The sequence below is a fragment of the Allokutzneria sp. NRRL B-24872 genome (genome assembly GCF_002155965.1).
Classification (GTDB): domain Bacteria; phylum Actinomycetota; class Actinomycetes; order Mycobacteriales; family Pseudonocardiaceae; genus Allokutzneria.
Map to the genome: position 1 here is coordinate 1 of NZ_MUMH01000010.1, position 14,559 is coordinate 14,559.

15 protein-coding genes are annotated in these 14,559 nt (G+C 69.1%); 9 read left to right on the plus strand and 6 right to left on the minus strand.

Annotated elements, in window-relative coordinates; all coding sequences use genetic code 11:
• Positions 1-367: 367 nt before the first annotated feature.
• From icmF to CCN37_RS02345, 7 genes are all read left to right on the plus strand, one after another.
• A complete protein-coding gene (gene icmF, locus CCN37_RS02315) occupies positions 368-3,592 on the plus strand; it encodes a fused isobutyryl-CoA mutase/GTPase IcmF (RefSeq protein ID WP_256388005.1) in 3,225 nt (1,074 codons plus the stop codon).
• Positions 3,593-3,627: 35 nt separating this feature from the next.
• Positions 3,628-4,491 (plus strand): 3-hydroxybutyryl-CoA dehydrogenase, encoded by an 864-nt coding sequence (locus tag CCN37_RS02320; RefSeq protein ID WP_086818993.1) that lies wholly within the window; start codon positions 3,628-3,630, stop codon positions 4,489-4,491.
• Between the two features lie 3 nt (positions 4,492-4,494).
• A complete protein-coding gene (locus tag CCN37_RS02325) occupies positions 4,495-5,103 on the plus strand; it encodes a (2Fe-2S)-binding protein (protein WP_086818945.1) in 609 nt (202 codons plus the stop codon).
• Positions 5,104-5,374: 271 nt separating this feature from the next.
• Entirely contained in the window at positions 5,375-6,010 is a 636-nt protein-coding gene (locus CCN37_RS02330) for a hypothetical protein (protein ID WP_086818946.1), read from the plus strand.
• On the plus strand, positions 6,007-6,306 hold the full coding sequence (locus CCN37_RS02335; RefSeq protein WP_086818947.1) for a transcriptional regulator: 300 nt from the start codon (positions 6,007-6,009) through the stop codon (positions 6,304-6,306). Before CCN37_RS02330 ends, CCN37_RS02335 begins: the two co-directional genes overlap by 4 nt.
• On the plus strand, positions 6,303-7,190 hold the full coding sequence (locus CCN37_RS02340; protein ID WP_086818948.1) for an ATP-binding cassette domain-containing protein: 888 nt from the start codon (positions 6,303-6,305) through the stop codon (positions 7,188-7,190). The genes CCN37_RS02335 and CCN37_RS02340 overlap by 4 nt, the downstream gene beginning before the upstream one ends.
• Positions 7,187-8,029, plus strand: coding sequence for an ABC transporter permease (locus tag CCN37_RS02345; RefSeq protein WP_086818949.1), 843 nt, complete (start codon positions 7,187-7,189; stop codon positions 8,027-8,029). Before CCN37_RS02340 ends, CCN37_RS02345 begins: the two co-directional genes overlap by 4 nt.
• A 254-nt stretch (positions 8,030-8,283) precedes the next feature.
• On the opposite strand, the gene CCN37_RS02350 is transcribed toward CCN37_RS02345, so the two are convergent.
• From CCN37_RS02350 to sigK, 4 genes are read right to left on the minus strand one after another with little or no spacing between them, the layout of a single operon-like run.
• Positions 8,284-8,700: a hypothetical protein gene (locus tag CCN37_RS02350; protein WP_086818950.1), complete on the minus strand. Its 417-nt coding sequence runs from the start codon at positions 8,698-8,700 to the stop codon at positions 8,284-8,286.
• A 10-nt stretch (positions 8,701-8,710) separates the two neighbouring features.
• Positions 8,711-9,040 (minus strand): DUF6191 domain-containing protein, encoded by a 330-nt coding sequence (locus tag CCN37_RS02355; protein WP_086818951.1) that lies wholly within the window; start codon positions 9,038-9,040, stop codon positions 8,711-8,713.
• A 37-nt stretch (positions 9,041-9,077) separates the two neighbouring features.
• A complete protein-coding gene (locus CCN37_RS02360; protein WP_086818952.1) occupies positions 9,078-9,794 on the minus strand; it encodes an anti-sigma factor domain-containing protein in 717 nt (238 codons plus the stop codon).
• On the minus strand, positions 9,794-10,387 hold the full coding sequence (gene sigK / locus CCN37_RS02365) for an ECF RNA polymerase sigma factor SigK (RefSeq protein WP_086818994.1): 594 nt from the start codon (positions 10,385-10,387) through the stop codon (positions 9,794-9,796). Before sigK ends, CCN37_RS02360 begins: the two co-directional genes overlap by 1 nt.
• A gap of 145 nt (positions 10,388-10,532) precedes the next feature.
• Here sigK and CCN37_RS02370 point away from each other — a divergent pair, with 145 nt between their 5' ends.
• Together CCN37_RS02370 and CCN37_RS02375 are read left to right on the plus strand one after the other, a co-directional pair.
• The gene (locus CCN37_RS02370) at positions 10,533-12,146 is read left to right on the plus strand and encodes a molybdopterin-dependent oxidoreductase (protein ID WP_246842769.1); all 1,614 of its coding nucleotides are present in this window, start codon (positions 10,533-10,535) and stop codon (positions 12,144-12,146) included.
• A gap of 16 nt (positions 12,147-12,162) precedes the next feature.
• Complete coding sequence (locus tag CCN37_RS02375) at positions 12,163-12,792, plus strand: fasciclin domain-containing protein (protein ID WP_086818954.1); 630 nt, start codon at positions 12,163-12,165, stop codon at positions 12,790-12,792.
• A gap of 59 nt (positions 12,793-12,851) precedes the next feature.
• On the opposite strand, the gene CCN37_RS02380 is transcribed toward CCN37_RS02375, so the two are convergent.
• Together CCN37_RS02380 and CCN37_RS02385 are read right to left on the minus strand one after the other, a co-directional pair.
• Positions 12,852-13,193, minus strand: coding sequence for a hypothetical protein (locus tag CCN37_RS02380; protein ID WP_086818955.1), 342 nt, complete (start codon positions 13,191-13,193; stop codon positions 12,852-12,854).
• A 24-nt stretch (positions 13,194-13,217) separates the two neighbouring features.
• Positions 13,218-14,489, minus strand: a complete 1,272-nt coding sequence (locus CCN37_RS02385; RefSeq protein WP_086818956.1) for a hydroxyacid-oxoacid transhydrogenase — start codon at positions 14,487-14,489, stop codon at positions 13,218-13,220.
• Positions 14,490-14,559: the final 70 nt, after the last annotated feature.

A 14,559-nucleotide genomic window follows, 5' to 3' on the forward strand; every position in this document is an offset into this window, starting at 1 on the left:
GACGGTAGAAGCTTGGAAATAAAATAGTAGGACTTCCGAGTGAACCGGTACCAGTCGTCCCTGTGACCCCGCTCATGCGGAGTGTTCGCCAGCTCAGCTCAGCGTGGTGAGGTCGCCTTCGACGGGGGTGACGAGCGGCCCGGTCGAGGCTCAGCGCAGCACGATGTCGCTGATCCGCCAGCGACCGTCGACGCGGCACTCCTCCGGCAGCGCCCGCTCGTCACCCCCGTCGAAGGCGACCTCACCACGCTGAGCTGAGCTGGCGAACACTCCGCATGAGCGGGGTCACAGGGACGACTGGTACCGGTTCACTCGGAAGTCCTACTATTTTATTTCCAAGCTTCTACCGTCGGCCCGAGGAGTACCCGTGTCCGAGCTGCACGTTCCCGTGAACCCGGTGCGCTTCGTGACCGCGGCGAGCCTGTTCGACGGGCACGACGCGTCGATCAACATCATGCGGCGCATCCTGCAGGCCCAGGGCGCGGAGGTGATCCACCTCGGGCACAACCGCTCGGTCGACGAGATCGTCACCGCCGCCGTGCAGGAGGACGTCCAGGGCATCGCGATCAGCTCCTACCAGGGCGGGCACGTCGAGTTCTTCGGCTACCTGGTCGACCTGCTGCGCGAGCGCGGCGCCGGGCACGTCAAGGTCTACGGCGGCGGGGGCGGCGTGATCGTCGCCGAGGAGATCGCGCACCTGCACGAACGCGGTGTGGCGCGGATCTTCTCGCCGGAGGACGGCCAGACCATGGGCCTGGCGAAGATGGTCAACTCGATGGTCGCCACCTGCGACGTGGAGCTGGAGCCGCTGCCACTGACCGGGGTCTTCCACGGCGAGCAGGCCGCGCTGTCCAGGGCGATCACCCGCATCGAGCGCGGGGGCCTGACCGAGGACGAGCGCGCCGAGCTGCACAAGGCCGCCGCTGGCCGGGACGTGCCGGTGCTGGGCATCACGGGCACCGGTGGCTCGGGCAAGTCGTCGCTGACCGACGAGCTGGTCCGGCGCTTCCGCATCGACCAGCAGGACAAGCTGAGCATCGCGGTGATCGCGGTCGACCCGAGCCGCCGCAAGGGCGGTGGCGCGCTGCTGGGCGACCGCATCCGGATGAACTGCCTGGACGGGGACCGGATCTTCTTCCGCTCGCTGGCCACCAGGGGCGCGGGCACCGAGCTGCCGACCGGCCTTGCCGACGTGATCTCCGCGTGCAAGGCGGCCGGGCACGACCTGGTGATCGTGGAGACCCCCGGTATCGGCCAGGGCGACGCCGCGATCGTGCCGTTCGTCGACGCCTCGCTGTACGTGATGACGCCGGAGTTCGGCGCCGCGTCGCAGCTGGAGAAGATCGACATGCTGGACTTCGCCGACGCGGTGGCGATCAACAAGTACGAGCGCAGGGGTGCCGAGGACGCGCGCCGCGACGTGGCCCGCCAGCTGGTGCGCAACCGCGAGGCGTTCGGCTCGCCGCCGGATGAGATGCCGGTCTACGGCACGAGCGCGGCGACCTTCAACGACGACGGCGTGACCGCGCTCTACCAGTACCTGCGCGACATGCTGACCTCGCACGGGCTGAAGGCCGCCGAGGGCGTGCTGCCGCAGGTCACCGGCAAGGCGTCGACGCGGATCGCGCAGATCATCCCGTCCGCGCGCGTGCGCTACCTCGCGGAAATCTCCGAGTCGGTGCGCGGCTACCACACCGAGACCGCGAAGCAGGTGGAGATCGCCCGCCGCCGCCAGCAGCTCGCTGCGAGCAAAGCCTTGGTGGAGGGGCGAAGCGGCGAGACCGGCGTGCTGGAGCAGCTGCACACCGAGGCGGAGCGGGAGCTGGCGGCGGACAGCCACGCGCTGCTGGAGGACTGGCCGAAGACCGTCGAGGCGTACTCGGCGGACGAGCTCGTGGTGAAGGTGCGCGACAAGGAGCTGCGCACGCAGCTGTGGCGCGAAACCCTGTCCGGCTCAAGGATTCCGCGCGTCGCGCTGCCGCGCTACACCGATCACGGTGAGCTGCTGCGCTTCCTGCGCGCGGAGAACCTGCCTGGCCGTTTCCCTTTCACCGCAGGCGTTTTCCCGTTCAAGCGGGACGGCGAGGACCCGGCGCGGATGTTCGCGGGCGAGGGCGATCCCTTCCGCACCAACCGCCGCTTCCACTTCCTGTCGTCGGACTCCAAGGCCACCAGGCTCTCCACCGCCTTCGACTCGGTCACCCTCTACGGCCGCGACCCCGACGAGCGCCCCGACATCTACGGCAAGGTCGGCACCTCCGGCGTCTCGATCGCGACGCTGGAGGACATGAAGGTGCTCTACGGCGGCTTCGACCTGTGCTCGCCGAGCACCTCGGTGTCGATGACGATCAACGGCCCGGCGCCGACGATCCTGGCGTTCTTCCTCAACGCCGCCTTCGACCAGCAGGTCGCGAAGTTCGCTGAGGACAACGGTCGCGCGCCGTCGGAGGAGGAGTCGGCGGAGATCGCCAAGACGGTCTTCGCGACGGTGCGCGGCACGGTGCAGGCCGACATCCTCAAGGAGGACCAGGGCCAGAACACCTGCATCTTCTCCACGGAGTTCTCGCTGCGGATGATGGGCGACATCCAGCAGTGGTTCATCTCCAACGGGGTGCGCAACTTCTACTCGGTGTCGATCTCCGGCTACCACATCGCCGAGGCCGGGGCGAACCCGATCAGCCAGCTGGCCTTCACGTTGGCCAACGGTTTCACCTACGTGGAGTCCTACCTGGCGCGCGGGATGGACATCGACGACTTCGCGCCGAACCTGTCGTTCTTCTTCTCCAACGGCATGGACCCGGAGTACTCGGTGCTCGGCCGGGTCGCGCGGCGGATCTGGGCCGTGGCGATGAAGAACCGCTACGGCGGCAACGAGCGCTCGCAGAAGATGAAGTACCACGTGCAGACCTCGGGCCGCTCGCTGCACGCGCAGGAGATGGACTTCAACGACATCCGCACCACGCTGCAGGCGCTGATCGCGATCTACGACAACTGCAACAGCTTGCACACCAACGCCTTCGACGAGGCGGTGACCACGCCGACCGAGGACTCCGTCCGCCGCGCGCTGGCCATCCAGATGATCATCAACAGCGAGTGGGGCCTGGCGCGCAACGAGAACCCGTTGCAGGGCGCGTTCATCATCGACGAGCTGACCGACCTGGTCGAGGAGGCCGTGCTGGTCGAGTTCGACCGGATCAGCGAGCGCGGCGGCGTGCTCGGCGCGATGGAGACCGGCTACCAGCGCGGGCGCATCCAGGACGAGTCCATGCTCTACGAGCACCGCAAGCACGACGGCTCGCTGCCGATCATCGGCGTGAACACCTTCCGCAACCCGCGCGGGTCGGAGGCGGCCGGGCCGATCGAGCTGGCGCGCGGCACCGAGGCGGAGAAGCAGTCGCAGCTCACCCGGCTGCGCGAGTTCCACCGGGACAACGCCGACACCGCCGAGGCCGCGCTGAAGCGGCTGCGCGAGGTCGCCATGGGCGAGGGCAACGTGTTCGCCGAGCTCATGCGCGCCGCGCGGGTCTGTTCGCTCGGCCAGGTCACCGAGGCGTTCTTCGAAGTCGGCGGCCAGTATCGTCGGAACGTCTGAGTTTCGTTTTGAACGGGTCCGCGAAGGGTGATGACGTGAGCGGCATCAGCAAGGTCGGTGTTGTCGGATCGGGGCTGATGGGCGCCGGTATCGCCGAGGTGTGCCTGCGTGCGGGACTGGACGTCGTGGTCAGCGAGGTCACCTCGACCGCGGCCGACGCCGGGCGCTCCCGGATCACCAAGTCCATCGACCGCGCCGTCAGCAAGGGCAAGATGGCCGAGGACGAGCGCGACGCGGCGTTGGGCCGGCTGCGGCTGACCACCGACCTCGGCGACTTCGCCGACCGGGACCTGGTGATCGAGGCGGTCGCCGAGCACGAGCAGACCAAGGTCGACGTCTTCGCCACGCTGGACAAGGTGGTCACCCGGCCGGACGCGATCTTCGCGTCGAACACCTCGTCCATCCCGATCATGAAGCTCGGCATGGCGACGCAGCGGCCCGAGCAGGTCATCGGCATCCACTTCTTCAACCCGGTGCCGGTGCTGAAGCTGGTCGAGCTGGTCACCTCGCTGCTGACCGGCGAGGAGACCTCACGGCGCGCCGAGGAGTTCGCCGCGACCGTGCTGCGCAAGCAGGTCATCCGGTCGCAGGACCGCGCCGGCTTCATCGTCAACGCGCTGCTGATCCCCTACCTGCTGTCCGCGATCCGGATGCTGGAGTCCGGTTTCGCCTCCGCCGACGACATCGACAACGGCATGGTGCTCGGCTGCGCCCACCCGATGGGCCCGCTGCGGTTGGCCGACCTGATCGGCCTGGACACCACGAAGGCCATCGCCGAGTCGCTCTACGCGGAGTTCAAGGAAGCCCTCTACTCCCCGCCGCCGCTGCTGCTGCGCATGGTCGACGCGGGCCTGCTCGGCAAGAAGTCCGGCCGGGGTTTCTACGACTACTCGGCTTAGGTCTTGCAGCGGTTCGGAGGTTTCTTCGTCGTCGGTGCCGGCGCGGGTCTGGACGCGCCGACGCTGAACGACGTGTACGACGGAGCAGGGCTCGCGGAGCGCGTCGACGACGTCTGCGCGCGATTGGGCACGGCCGAACGGCGCGTCGGCGCTTCGATCCTGTTCCAGGGCTACACCGCACGGGTGTGGTCGCCGCTGCTCGGCGCCGTCGCGCTCAACGAGCCCGTGCCCGCGCTGCCCGCCGACGAGATCCACTGGGCGGAGAGCGGCTTCACGAGCGCGGAACCCTTGCGGGAAGCCAAGAACACGATCGCCGAGATCGCGCTCGACGAGCACTTCGCGCGCATGGTGGCGGCGTTGAGCGGAGTGGTGGCCGAGGGGTTGCTGTGGGGCAACGCCGCGTCCTCGCTCGTCGGCACCTTGAAGGTGATCGCCAACGCGGGCGAGCTGGACCAGCGGACGGTGGACACCGCCATGTCCGTGCTCGCCGACCCGCGCCTGTGCGAAACCGGCTCCCTCACCCCCAACGGTTACCGTCGGCGAAGCTGCTGCCTCTACTACCGCATCCCCAACGGCGGCCTCTGCGGCGACTGCTCCCTGACCCGCGCGTAACCACCCACCAACACCCCCGCCCACCAGCTAGAATGCGCCCATGCACCCCACCGCCCCGCTCGCCTCGTCACGCGCGGCCGTGGTCTAGACCTTCCCGTTTCGTACTCCTAACGGTATTTGGGAGCGCTCTCTTTCCCGAGTTGAGTACGAAACGGGTTTTTGGCGTACCTGGCGGAGGTTGAGGGGCACGCGGGGAGAGGGGTTGTGCGGGGCCCGAGGTTTGCGATACAAAGTAGTTGGACTTTGTATCGCAAAGTGGAGGGCGGGCGTGATGAGGGGTCCTGCGGAGGACGAGGGGACACTGTCCCCCGCCGAGTCGCTGGCGCTGATCAGCAGCGAGCGGGCGAAGGTGGACCGGAGCCTGTCGCCGAGCCAGGCGCTGCTGTTCGGCGTGTGGGGCGCGACGTGGCTGACCGGCTGGACGCTGATGTTCCTGGCCACGCCGGGGGGCCCCGAACTGCTGCCGTTGTGGTTGGCGGGCGCGGTCTTCGCGGCGGTGGTCGTGGGCTCGATCGTGCTGTCCATCGTGGTCGGCGTGCGGGCCTCGCGCGGGATCGCCGGGCAGTCGCGGCTCAGCGGAGCGCTGCACGGCTGGACGTGGACGCTCGGGTTCTGGGCGCTGACCGCGATCAACGTCGGCTTCACGGTGAAGCTCGGGGTGAGCATCGAGGTCACCGCGCTGCTCTGGACCACGGGCCCGCTGCTGATCATGGGGCTGCTCACCATGCTCGGCGCGGCGCAGCGGCGCAGCATCCCGGAGTACGGCGCGGGCGTCTGGCTGCTGCTCGCCGCGAGCGCGAGCGTCTACGTGGGCGTTCCGGCGAACCTGCTGGTGCTGGGCCTCGCCGGAGGCGGCGCGCTGCTCGGGCTCGCCGTCCACTTCGCGCGCCAGGCGAGGTCGGCATGACGGCGGGCCTTCCCGAGCTGGACCCGGTGATCCACGCACAAGCCCGACTGCGCGTCACGGTCGCCTTGGCCGCGCTGCCGAGCGGTGATCGGATCACCTTTCCGCGCCTGCAAGAACTGCTCGACATGACGGCGGGGAACCTGTCGACGCACCTGCGCAAGCTGGAGGACGCGGGCTACGTCGAGATCACCAAGACGCACCAGCGCCGCACCCCGGTCACCTACGTGGAGCTGACCCCCAAGGGCCGCAGGGCTTTCGAGGACTACAGCGCGGCGCTCAAGGAGATGCTGACATGATCGAGTTATCGGGCTTGGGCAAGTCCTACGGCACCGTGCACGCCGTGCGGGAACTGGATCTCAGCGTGCGTGCGGGCGAGGTGTACGGCTTCCTCGGGCGCAACGGCGCGGGCAAGACCACCACGATGCGGATGCTGCTCGGGCTCGTCCGACCGACGACCGGTTCGGGCACGGTGTTCGGGAAACCCTTGGGAGATCCCGGCTCCGTCGCACGGATCGGCTCGCTCGTGGAGTCCCCCGCCTTCTACCCGCACCTCAGCGGGCGCGACAACCTCCGCCTGCTCGCGCGTTACTCGGGGCTCAACGACACCACAGTGGACAGTGCGCTGGAGTTGTCCGGGCTGGGCGAGCGCGCCGCCGACCGCTTCACCGGCTACTCGCTCGGGATGAAGCAGCGGCTCGGCGTCGCGGCGGCCCTGCTCGGCGAGCCGGAACTGCTGATCCTGGACGAGCCCACCAACGGCCTCGATCCGGCGGGCATGCGCGAAATGCGAGAACTGGTAAGGAACTTCGCCGATGGTGGCGGCACGGTGCTGCTGTCGAGCCACCTGCTCGGCGAGGTCGAACAGGTCGCCGACCGCATCGGCATCATCCACTGTGGACGGTTGGTCGCGGAGGGCACGCTCGCCGAGATCCGCGCTCGCCTCGGCGGCCCCCGCCTGGTGGTGCGCGCGGAGCCCGGGGCGGCGGCGGAGACCGCGCTGCGCGCTCATCCCGGAGTGCTGGGAGTGCGACGGGACGGCACGACGGTTGAAGTCGATCTCGGTACCGCGACGGCTGGCGGGATCAACAGGAGCCTTGTCGCCGAAGGCATCGAGGTCAGCGAGCTGCGTGTGGAAGAGCGCACGTTGGAGGACGTCTTCACGGGGGTGACCGCGGCATGATCACGAACAACCTGCGGGCGGAGCTGTTCGCGCTGCGCCGCCGTCCCGGAGTCCTCGCGATGGCGGGGATGTGGTCCACCCAGGTCGTGGTCTTCGCCTACCTGGTGCCCTACATCGTCTACCTGACACAGGGTTCGGCGATGGCACCCGCCGTGGCCGCCGACATGATCTCAGGTCTGCTCCCGGAGGGCGCGCACTACTACGTCGCCGGAGCGCTGCCGACCTTCGGCGGTCCGGTGATGCTGGTGATCGGCGCGCTGCTGGCCACCGGCGACTACCGCTGGGGCACGCTGCGCACGATCCTCGGCCGCCAGTCCGATCGCGGCGCATTCCTCGGCGGGCGCTTCCTCGGCCTGCTCGTGGCACTGCTGCCGGTGGCGACGGTGACCCTCGCGCTCGGCCTGCTCAGCAGCGGCGTGATCGCCCTGGTCAACTCCAGCCCCGCGCGCTACGCCACTCCTCTTGTGCTCGCGCTGGAGCTGGGTTCGCTGTGGTTGGTGATGGCCGCGTGGGGCTCGGTCGGCTTCGCGATCGGCATGCTCACCCGCAGTCCCGTCACCGCGATCATCGTCGGTCTACTGTGGACTGTTCTCGTGGAGAACGCCGTGGCACTGCTGGCGAACATCGTGCCAGGACTCGATTTCCTGAGCACGCTGCTGTTGGGCAACAGCTCCAATCGGCTCGCCGTCGGCCTGGGCTCCGAGCCGATCACGATCACCGGCGCGTTCGGCGTGCAGGCGCAAGGCACTCCGCTGCTCGCAGCCGCCGTGCTCCTCGCCTACATCACCGCCGCGTTCGCCGTGAGCCACGCCGCCCTCCGCCACCGCGACGTGACCTGACCCGATTCCCCCGCTCCCCGCGAACGGCTCCTTTGACGCGTTGAACGCACTGAACGACCCGTTCAGGGCTCCCAGCGCACTAAACGGGTCGTTCAGGGCTCAAGCCCGCGAACCCCGCTGGCCACCACGCGAGCTCGCCGCGAATGCCGCGTTTGGTCCGTTGAACCACCTGAACGAGTCATTCAGTGCGTTCAAGTACCTGAATGAGTCATTCAGGGCTTCAGCGGCGGCAGGCGGAGTGCGGCGCGGGTGGGTCAGCGGAGGGTGAGGGAGCAGGAGCCGGAGGCTCGGGTCTGCACACCGCGCACGGTCACGGTGAGGTCCAGCGTGTAAGTGCGTTTGTAGGGCCGGGTCTCGTTGGGCGCGCCGGTGCCCTTGACCAGGCGCACGCGCTCGCTCCACGTGCCGTTGCCGTTGGCCTTGGCACGACGCGGTTCGCCCAGGACGGCGGCGCCGAGCCCGTGGTCGGCCCACTCCTCGACGACGGCCTGGTCGACGCGGACCTCGATACCGGCCTTCTTCTGGTGGCCGGAGCTGGTCGCGGTGTAGCTCACGCTCCAGGTCGCGGCGTCGCAGACGGGCTTGATCGAAGCGGTGGTCGCGGCGTGCGCGGGTGTGGCGAACAGGGGCAGCAGCAGAACGGCGCCCAGCGGCGCGAGAAGCCTTGACACGCCGCCGAAACTAGCGCTCCGGTCCCTCCGGCGTCGCTCCACGAACGGGTGGTTCCAGGCGCAGCGTGGCGACGCCGCCGTCGAGGTCCACGGTGCTGTGCGGCGGAGCACCGTCGTCGGCGTCGTCGCGCATCATCGACTGGCTGGCGCGCTCATCGATCTTGTGCCGCTGCCCGGCGTCGAAGGCCGCCCCGAACTCGTCGAAGCCCACCTCGGCGAAGGTCGGGGAGGACGACCGCGAAAGCCACGGCAGCGCCCACAGCCCGAACCGCTCCAGCGCGGCGAGCACCACGAGCAGCACGGCGAGCCCCGGCAGGGACAGCGCGAACAGCACTTCCACGCCGGGGCAACGGCCGGGACGACCAGGAAGTTCCAGATCAGGCCACGGGCACGATCAGCAACGGGGTGCTGGTCGGCTGCACGGACCCACCGGAGGGCTCCAAGGTGACACCGATCTTGCTGATACCGGAGGTCGGGAACACCATCGGCGCGTGCTTGCCGGAGTGCGTCCGCTCCATCAGACCGAGCGAGACGTACCCGGTGTCGGAGATCGACCACGCCTGGAGGTCGTTGCCGGGCCGGGGCGCGGGGACCTGGTCGCTGGCCAGGAACACGGCCTTGCCGAGCGCCTTGGAAGAGACGATCTTGCTGTTGCCAGCGACCTCGGTGCGCGCGTCGGCCGCCCCGACGATCGCGGTGACCTGCTCGGCGAGCGCGCGCTCGCGGGTCAGCTCCTGGTTGGCCGTGAGCGCGCCGACGCCGAAGACCACGGCGGCGAGCACGCTGGCCGCCGCGAGCAGCGACACGACGGGCATCGCCCACTTCGGCCGGAGCTTCTGCACCACCGCGGCGGGCGGAGCGATCGGCGACAGCTGACGGGTCCTGGAGACCTCGGCGAGCACCTTCGAGCGCAGGCCGGGCGGTGGTGCGGTGGCGGTGGCCATACCGAGGTGAGCCGCGGTGCGCTCCAGCTCCCTGGTCTCCTGCTCGCAGTCGGGGCAGACGGCCATGTGCCGTTCGAACTCGCGGCGCTCGATCTCGTCGAGCGCGTTCATCGCGTAGGCACCTGTCAGGGTGTGCACGTCCGGGTTCATCACGCCACCCCCAGGCAGTCGCGCATGCGGATCAGGCCGTCACGCAGTCGGGTCTTGATCGTGCCGAGCGGCGAGCTGAGCAGCTCAGCGACCTCTCGATAGGTGTAGCCCTGGTAGTACGCGAGCATCACGGCCTCGCGCTGCAGCTCGGTCAGCGTTGTCAGGCACACGCGCACCTGCTCGCGTTCCAGCCGCGCGGCGACCTGCTCGGAGACCTCGTCGAACGGGCGCTCGGTGTCCAGGCGCCCGGCGCGGTCCTCCCGGTCGGCGCTGGACTGCGCGGAGCGGACGCGGTCGACCGCGCGCCGATGCGCCACGGTCAGCGCCCAGGTCAGCACGGAACCCTTTTCCGGCGCGTACCGGGTCGCGGTGCGCCACAGCTCCACCAGCACCTCTTGGGCGACTTCCTCGGACTGCGCCTGGTCCCGCAGGACGCGCAGCACGACGCCGTAGATCGGCCCGGCGAGCACCTCGTACAGGCTGTTGAACGCGGCTTCGTCTCCACGAGCCACCTGCTGCATCAGTTCCTCGGGCGTCGGCGAGGGGACACCATCGCCGTGCAGCTGCCTCACGGCTCGTGCGCGATCGCGCATGACCACCCCTTTCGACCAGGCCGTCCTACCCATGTTCTTCGAGGCCGGTCCGGACCCGGATTGGTCGGACCGGACGCTACTACGCCCGGGCAGGTTTCACGGAACGGTAAGGAACCACGCGCGCGTACGCGCGTAGATTCCTTTGATGAGCGAAAAATCGCGTCGACTGACCCATTCGGGTGAGCTAAAAAATGGGACCCATCCGCTCCCGGACCCGCCGCGAATGCCCCATGTGAGCAACGACCGGACAACCAAGCGAAAGGCAGCGCTCATCGGCGTCCTTTCCGCCGGTGTAGCGCTCGGAACAGCCGAGCTGGTCTCGGCGGCGACGGGGCCGAACTCCTCGCCCGTCACGGCGGTGGGCAGTTCGGCGATCGATCTCGCGCCGGTGTGGCTGAAAGACTTCGCGATCAGCACCTTCGGCAATTACGACAAACCCGTTCTGCTGGGCGGAATCCTCGTCGCGCTGGTGGTCTTCGCGGCTGTCGCGGGCATCGTGGCGGTACGCCGCTTCGCCGTCGGCGCAGTCATGATCGGCCTGCTCGGCGCTGTCGGCGCCCTTGCGGCGCTGACCAGGCCCTCGGCATCCCCGCTGGACGCGCTGCCCTCGCTGGCGGCGATCCTGGCGGGTGCCGCGGCACTGCACCTGCTGCTCGGAGGGGGTTCTTCCGCCGATTCACCCGACGGCTCACCGAGCCGCCGGAAATTCCTGATCACCGGCACGGGGGCGGCCGTTTACGCCGCGCTCGGAGCCTCGGTCGGCCGAATTCTCCAGCAGCGGGCCGGCGATGTCGCAGAATCTCGGGCCGCGATCAAGCTCCCGGCTCCCGTGAGCCCGGCGGCGGCCCGCCCGAACGGACACAGCTTCCCCATTCCCGGCCTGACCTCGTTCGAAACTCCGAACCGCGACTTTTATCGGGTGGACACCGCACTGGTCATTCCCGAGATCACTGCGGAGGAATGGACGCTTCGGATTCACGGGATGGTCGACAGGCCGGTGGAGCTGACCTTCGCCGACCTCATGGCGAAGCCGCTGATCGAGCGCGACATCACGCTCTGTTGCGTCTCCAACGAGGTCGGCGGGCCGTACGCCAGCACCGCGAGGTGGCTCGGCTTCCCGCTGGCGCAGCTGCTGCGCGAGGCGGGTGTCCAGGCCGGGGCGAACCAGCTCGTCGGCACCGACCACGCCGGGATGACCATCGGCACGCCGCTGGACGTGGTGCTGGACGGCCGCGAATCGCTGCTGGCCATCGGCATGAACGGCGAGCCGCTGTTGCCCACCAACGGTTTCCCGGTCCGGCAGCTCGTTCCGGGTCTCTTCGGCTACACCTCGGCCACCAAATGGCTGGTCGACCTCGAACTGACCACGTTCGACAAGTACGACGCCTACTGGACCGAACGCCAGTGGGACCCGATCGGCACGGTGCTCACCGCATCGCGGATCGACGTCCCCAAGCCCTTCGCCCAGGTTCCCGCGGGCCCGGTGACAGTCGCCGGTGTCGCTTGGGCGCAGCACAGGGGCATCGGCGCGGTGCAGTTCCGCGTCGACGGCGGTGAGTGGCAGTCAACCCAGCTCAGCACCGAGGTCAGCCCGGACACGTGGCGCCAGTGGCGCGCCAGCGTCCAGCTCGACAAGGGGCTGCACCGATTCGAGGTTCGCGCGGCCGACGGCCGCGGGGACTGGCAACCAGAAGAACGCACCAGGCCGTTCCCGCGCGGTGCCACCGGATGGCACTCCGTCGCGGTCACGGTCACCTGATGAAGGAGAAACCACCATGCAGTTCAAGCGCACCGCCTTCCTCGCCGCCACCGCCGCCGTCTCGGTCCTCGGCCTGACCGCGTGTTCGGGCGGCATGGACACCCCGCCCGCCGCGTCCTCCTCCGCCCAGGCGCCGTCGTCGGCCGCGCCGATGACCACCAGCGCCACCATGGCCTCCGGCGAGTTCGGCTCGGCGTGCGCCTCGGTTCCCAAGGACGGTCCCGGCAGCTTCTCCGGCATGGCCAAGGACCCGGTCGCCACGGCGGCGAGCAACAACCCGGCGCTGTCCACCCTGGTCACCGCGGTCACCAAGGCCAAGCTGGGCGACACCCTGAACACCGCGAAGGACATCACCGTCTTCGCGCCGGCCAACGGCGCCTTCGACAAGATCCCGAAGGCCGACCTGGACAAGGTGCTCGCCGACAACGCCACGCTGACCAAGATCCTGACCTACCACGTGGTCCCGAAGCGGCTCACCCCCGCCGACCTCGCGTCCGGCAACTTCGAGACGCTGCAGAAGGGCATGGTCAAGACCTCGGGCTCCGGCTCCTCGTTCAAGGTCAACGACGCGAACGTGGTCTGCGGCAACGTGCAGACCGCCAACGCCACCGTCTACATCATCGACGGCGTGCTGATGCCGAGCTAGTTCTCGCGCACCGCAACCGAAGAGCCCCGGCGTTCCTCCCACGCGCCGGGGCTTTCGGCTCAGCTGATGACGACGGTGACCGAGGCGCCCTCGGCGCTGGTGGGGATCTTCGTCTTCCCGGGCGAGATCGCGCGGTACTGCCACTCCTTGTCCGCCTGGAGGTGCAGCCGCACGTAGGCGTCCTTCACCAGCGGAGCGCCTTCACTCGGCGGCACGGAGATCACCTCGCCGACCTTCAGCGCGACCTCGCCGGTCTGTCCTTTCGCAACGGTCACGGTGGGCGGTTTCTCCTGCGGCTTCTCCTGGGACGGCGAGGGCGCTGGCTCGTTCGGCTGCGCGTTCGCGCCACAGCCGCTGACGGCCAGGACCAGGGCACCGATGAGGAACAGTGTCGCTCTCATGTGGAGTGGACGGACCGGGCCGCGTCACCAGTTGCTCAGCGACTCCTCGAAGATTTCACAGATGGCTTCACCGGTGACCTGTCGCGGAGCCACGTTGAGCAGCCGCTGCTGCTTGAGCGTGCCATCCACCAGCGCCGGAATGTCCTGCTCGGTGTAGCCCACGGCGCTGATCCCGTTGGGAATGCCGATGTCGCGCATGAGCACCGTCAGCACGGCGGGCAGCTTCTCCCTCGGGTTCGGCTCGGCGTCAGCGGTGGCCGCGTCCAGCAGCCGCGCGGCGTGCACGTGCCGCTCTGGATCGGTGGGGAAGGTAAAGCGGAACGCTGCGGGCGCGGTCAGCGACACGGACTGCCCGTGCGGCACCATCGGCTCGCCCTGCGGGTACCCGGCGGGCCGGTAGTCGCGCACGCGCCCGGCGATCGGATACGCGCAGGCGTGCGGGATGTGCACGCCCGCGTTGCCGAAGCCCATTCCGGCCATGGTCGCGGCGAGCATCATGTCCGTGCGTGCCTTCAGGTCGTTTCCGTTGAGCACTGCACGCCGGAAAGCCTTGCTCAGCAAGGAAAGCGTCTTCTCCGTCCACACGTCGGAGATCGGGTTGGAGCCGCAGTAGGGCACGCGCTCCTCCGCCTTCTTCTTGGCGAAGGTGTCGTAGGGTCGCGCGGTGTAGGACTCCAGCGCGTGGCACAGCACGTCCATCCCGGACGCGGCGGTGACCTCGGGCGGCATGCTCAGCGTGGCCAGGGGGTCCACCACGGCCAGCGAGGGGCGCAGGCGGGGGTGGCTGATCCCGGCCTTCACGTGCAGGCTCAGCAGGTCGAGCACGCACACCGGGGTGCTCTCCGCCCCGGTCCCGGCCGTGGTCGGCACCGCGATCAGCGGCTTCAGCGGGCCGGGCGGCGCCATGCCCTTGCCGATCGGCTTGTTGACGTAGTCGAGCACGTCGGCGGGGTGGCTGGTCATCAGGTTCATCGCCTTGGCCGTGTCGATCACCGATCCCCCGCCGACCGCGACGAACGCCTGCCAGTCCTCTTGTGCGGCAAAGGAAACCGCTTCCGCGAAGCTGACATCGGTGGGCTCGACCCGCACCCCGTCGTACACCGCGACGGTCACCCCGGCGGCCTCGATGGCCGAAGCCACGCGCGCGGGGAAGCCGGTGCCCGCGACCCCGGCGTCGGTGACCACGAGCGCGGACCGCACGCCCAGCTGCGCCAGCTCGAACCCGATCTCCTCGGCAGCGCCCGGCCCGAACTTCAGCGGCGGAGCACCCCACGTGAACACGCTCTCCGTAACCACTCGGCCACCCTACTCACACGTTCCACCGGTCGATTGATGTCGCGGCGCGCAAGCGCACCGAGGATCAACG

What these genes read in the sequence shown, in the direction of transcription:
- CCN37_RS02330 (WP_086818946.1), top strand. Translation starts at nt 5,375, where the DNA reads ATGAGGGGTCCTGCGGAGGACGAGGGGACACTGTCCCCCGCCGAGTCG.
- CCN37_RS02335 (WP_086818947.1), top strand. Translation starts at nt 6,007, where the DNA reads ATGACGGCGGGCCTTCCCGAGCTGGACCCGGTGATCCACGCACAAGCC.
- CCN37_RS02340 (WP_086818948.1), top strand. Translation starts at nt 6,303, where the DNA reads ATGATCGAGTTATCGGGCTTGGGCAAGTCCTACGGCACCGTGCACGCC.
- CCN37_RS02345 (WP_086818949.1), top strand. Translation starts at nt 7,187, where the DNA reads ATGATCACGAACAACCTGCGGGCGGAGCTGTTCGCGCTGCGCCGCCGT.
- CCN37_RS02360 (WP_086818952.1), bottom strand. Translation starts at nt 9,794, where the DNA reads ATGAACCCGGACGTGCACACCCTGACAGGTGCCTACGCGATGAACGCG.
- sigK (WP_086818994.1), bottom strand. Translation starts at nt 10,387, where the DNA reads ATGCGCGATCGCGCACGAGCCGTGAGGCAGCTGCACGGCGATGGTGTC.
- CCN37_RS02370 (WP_246842769.1), top strand. Translation starts at nt 10,533, where the DNA reads ATGAGCGAAAAATCGCGTCGACTGACCCATTCGGGTGAGCTAAAAAAT.
- CCN37_RS02375 (WP_086818954.1), top strand. Translation starts at nt 12,163, where the DNA reads ATGCAGTTCAAGCGCACCGCCTTCCTCGCCGCCACCGCCGCCGTCTCG.
- CCN37_RS02380 (WP_086818955.1), bottom strand. Translation starts at nt 13,193, where the DNA reads ATGAGAGCGACACTGTTCCTCATCGGTGCCCTGGTCCTGGCCGTCAGC.